The organism is Streptomyces sp. NPDC002306 (assembly GCF_053593435.1).
This window is the reverse complement of the sequence record NZ_JBSFCK010000114.1, coordinates 1-3780: the sequence shown is the minus strand read 5'-3', so window position 1 is coordinate 3780 and position 3780 is coordinate 1. Positions and strand designations below refer to the sequence as shown.

General features: G+C 65.0%; 3 protein-coding genes and 1 pseudogene. 3 read left to right on the top strand and 1 reads right to left on the bottom strand.

Annotated elements, in window-relative coordinates; translation table 11 throughout:
* On the bottom strand, window positions 1–521 hold a 521-nt coding region (locus tag ACWCQK_RS42110; protein WP_451164532.1), incomplete at its 3' end, for an IS110 family transposase.
* A 311-nt stretch (window positions 522–832) separates the two neighbouring features.
* On the opposite strand from ACWCQK_RS42110, the gene ACWCQK_RS42105 reads away from it, so the two are divergent.
* The 3 genes and pseudogenes from ACWCQK_RS42105 to ACWCQK_RS42095 all read left to right on the top strand — a co-directional run.
* On the top strand, window positions 833–2053 hold the full coding sequence (locus ACWCQK_RS42105; protein WP_451164534.1) for an IS256 family transposase: 1221 nt from the start codon (window positions 833–835) through the stop codon (window positions 2051–2053).
* Between the two features lie 638 nt (window positions 2054–2691).
* Complete coding sequence (locus tag ACWCQK_RS42100) at window positions 2692–3030, top strand: histone-like nucleoid-structuring protein Lsr2 (protein ID WP_451164530.1); 339 nt, start codon at window positions 2692–2694, stop codon at window positions 3028–3030.
* A 552-nt stretch (window positions 3031–3582) separates the two neighbouring features.
* Window positions 3583–3780: pseudogene (locus ACWCQK_RS42095) on the top strand (IS701 family transposase); the annotation flags it as partial.

The following is a 3780-nucleotide window of genomic DNA, read 5'->3' as shown; positions in this document are numbered from 1 at the left end:
TCGGAGAGTTTGATCTGCGCGTCCTGGAGGGCCTTGTCCACCCGGTGCTTGTGCCGGGTGCGTTCCTGGACGAACACGGTGCGGGTCCGGGTGAAGTCCCGCAACTGCCGGACGGCCTTCGGCGGGACGAACGAGGCCCGGACCATGCCGCGTTCGGCGAGCTTGGCCAGCCAGACCGCATCCAGCTTGTCGGTCTTCGGGCGCCCGGGGACGTTTTTCACATCGCGCGCGTTGACGAGCCAGCAGTCCAGTCCGCGGGCCTCCAGCAGGTAGAAGAACGGACGCCAGTACGAACCCGTCGCTTCCATGACGACCCGCTCGACGCCCTGGCAGACCAGCCGGTCACCGAGTTCCAGGATCGCGTTGGTGGTCGAGGCGACGCTCCAGACCTGCTGGACGCGCCGGCCCTCGATGGTGTCGTGCGGGACGCGCAGGCAGACCATCCCGGATGCCTTGGCAATGTCGATCGCCGCGACCCGCGAGACCGTCCCGTCGTCGTGGTCTTCTCTCAACTCCTCCATGACATGCCCCCTGTTGTGCTGGTTCGGGCAGGGGCTGCCCGGGGAGCCTGAGGGGGTCGGAGAAGCTGATCGGCGTGCTGAAGGCGACAGTGTGCGGCCCCTCGGGCGGCTCCCTCACCAGACTCCTATGCGGGCTCACAGCCCAAACATCAAGCGGCGTCGGCGGACAGCCCCTGCACCGATTTTCACGCCCGCGTCACCGCAGGTGATCGGTCGACTCCTATGTCAATCAGGCGGCCTGTGTGAGGTCAGCTTGTTGGGCGCTGGTCTGGGCGTCGCGGAGGAGGGCTCGGTAGACCGCTCCCGACAGTCTGCCCCTGCACGTGCTCGCTGAGGAGAACTTCGCTGCGGCGAGTCCCGATCTGTTGCGCGCGATGGTCAAGACGTTCGCCGACGCGCTCATGTCCGCGGAGGCCGATGCCCTCTGCAACGCCGAATACGGGCAGGTCAGCGACGAACGCGTCAACCACCGCAACGGCTACCGCCCACGCGAGTGGGACACCCGCGCCGGCACCGTCGAACCCGCCGTCCCCAAGCTGCGCCACGGCAGCTACTTCCCGCACTGGCTCCTCGAACGACGCCGCCGGGCCGAGCAGGCCCTCATCTCGGTGGTCGCCACCGCCTACCTCCTCGGTGTCAGCACCCGCAGGGTCGAGAAACTCGCCGAGTCCCTCGGCGTCACCCAGCTGTCGAAGTCCCAGGTCAGCGCGATGGCCAAGCATTTGGACGAACAGGTCACCGCCTTCCGCGACCGGCCCCTGGACGCCGGACCGTATGCGTTCGTCCGGGCCGACGCACTCACCCAGAAGGTCCGCGAAGGCGGCCGCATCATCAACGTCCACGCCCTGGTCGCCGTCGCCGTCAACGCCGACGGACACCGCGAGATCCTCGGCATCGACGTCGCCACCACCGAGAACGGCGCCTGCTGGCTCGCCTTCCTGCGCTCACTGACCGCCCGCGGCCTGTCCGGTGTCCAGCTGGTCGTCTCCGACGCCCACACGGACCTGGTCAACGCGATCGGCGCCACCCTGCCCGGCGCGAGCTGGCAGCGATGCCGCACCCACTACACCCGCGCACTGCTAAGCCAGGTGCCCAAGTCAGCCCAGCCATGGGTGGCCACCTTGCTGCGGACCGTCTTCGAACAGCCCGACACCGACGCCGTCCAGGCCCAGATGCGGCACGTGCTGGACGCACTGGAAGCCAAGTTCCCCAAGGCCGCAGCCCACTTGGACGCCGCCCAGGGCTACGTGCTGGCGTTCACCGCGTTCCCGCGCGAGATCTGGCGGCAGATTCGGTCGAACAACCCGCAGGAACGGCTCACCAAGAAGATCCGCCGCCGCACCGACGTGGTCAGCATCTTCCCCGACCGCACCGCACTCATCCGCCTGGTTGGCGCAGTCCTGGCCGGGCAGAACGACGAATGGACCGAAGCCCGCCGCTACATGGGCCGCGAGCTCCTCGCCAAAACCCGCCTCCACCCGATCGAGTCAGAAACCGACGACACCGCCCTGCCCACCGAACTCACCGCATAGCCTCAAAACAAGATCACCGAGTGGCCGTCGATACACCACTCCAGCGGACGTGACCCTGATCCGACGGGCACGGAACACTACTGGGAGGCGGGGGACTGCTCCTCCATCGAAACTGTTCACATGTTAAGCCATGTCCTACATGGTCAGTTTCTGGGGATATTTGCAGCAGCTTACACTGGCGGCGAAGCTGAAGAATCTAAATCACCCCGGGTTGTTCGGAGACTCCGGAGTGTCCCGAATTGAGTGGAGTCGAGTTGCTTGACTTCACGCCACTGAGTGGCGCGGAAGTTCATGCTCCACCGGGCTGAGCATGCCCCAGTGCAGAGTGCCTCAACAGTCGGCAATGGAAGACTTCCAGGCACTCAAGAACCGCCGTGGACAGCCCTAGACGCGTGCGGCTTGATGGCCCCCACTCGCCCCTTCTTCGATGACCGTAGCCTCCACGTACAGTTGACGGACGGCCGGCCCTTCACTCGCAGCATCTCCACGTGTTGGGGGCAGACATCAATCACGCCAGTGTGAGGGAGTTGGTTCAGCGTGAAGACGGCTGACGCCAACAGGACACCGCATGGTTCCCTCAGACGTGACGTAATCAAGCAGGCTGCACTTGTCGCGGAAAGAGTGATAAATTCTCGTTCATGGCACAGAAAACAGTAGTCACCTACGTAGATGATCTCACGGGTGAAGAGTCGGTAGAAGTCCACACCTACGCCATCCTCGTCAACAGTGCAGGGGTCGAGATCGACCTTGCGCCGGAGAGTTATGACCAGCTACTGGAGGCTCTCGCGCCATTCCTCAACGCGAAGGGCGCTCGTCGAATCCGTGGCACCGCAAGAAGTAAGCCGCGCAAGGCTGACATGTCCGGTGCGGGAAAGTCGGCAGATATCAGGGCTTGGGCGCAAGAGAACGGCCATGAAGTCAGCAGTCGCGGTCGGGTGCCGGCCGAAGTCCGCGAAGCGTACGAGCGGGCTCACTGAACGTCTTTGGGGCGGTTACTACGACTTTGAAAGCGTGACGCCGTCATGGTGGGGTGAGCCCGGTTCCGGTGAGGCATCCGTCGAAGAAGCTCATAAGCATGGTCATCGACACAGCGCCATGGCCTCGTGCCTTGCGAGCAGTGTCTCGTGTCGCACACCAGGCGACGCGGGCGCATCAGCCAGTTCGTCGGGTCGGCCGCGCGGTGTAGGAGCTCGCCGTGTGGCGAGTCCTGTTCCGCGTGGCCTCCCGCCGAACCAGACATGACGGTTTCCCGGTGACCCGGCTCTCCAGTGACTACTGCGTGAATGGTCTGGCTGACCGTATTGAATGGATGCAATCGTGGCAGATGTCGCAGGCCACGACGGCTCCACATCGTCGGTGAAGCATGACGCGCACCCAAGTCGAAAGGTTGCCATCCGGCAAACCGTCCCCGTGAGACTTGTCCACGACCTACCGGTGGTTCGTTAATTCTGGTGGTGGTGTGGGTTGGCGGCAGGTCGGGTTGGTCGTGGGCCGGTGGTAGGGGTCAATTGCCGTGCTGGGGGCTGATGATGACTGCTCGCCGTCCGTGTCCGCCCGCGCCGGGTTGGTTGGAGGAGTATGCGGCCCGGTTCGACGACCTCTTCTTCAGCCTGGCTCAGCGTCGCGGGTTTGGTGAGTACCTGACGGGGCTGCTGGCGCCGCGGGAGCGGAACAAGACGATCACTTGCCTGGCCGGGGCGGAGCCGGTGGCGGGTGCGGGGATGCCG

Coding starts and splice junctions, on each gene's coding strand:
- ACWCQK_RS42100 (WP_451164530.1), top strand. CDS start 2,692: ATGGCACAGAAAACAGTAGTCACCTACGTAGATGATCTCACGGGTGAA.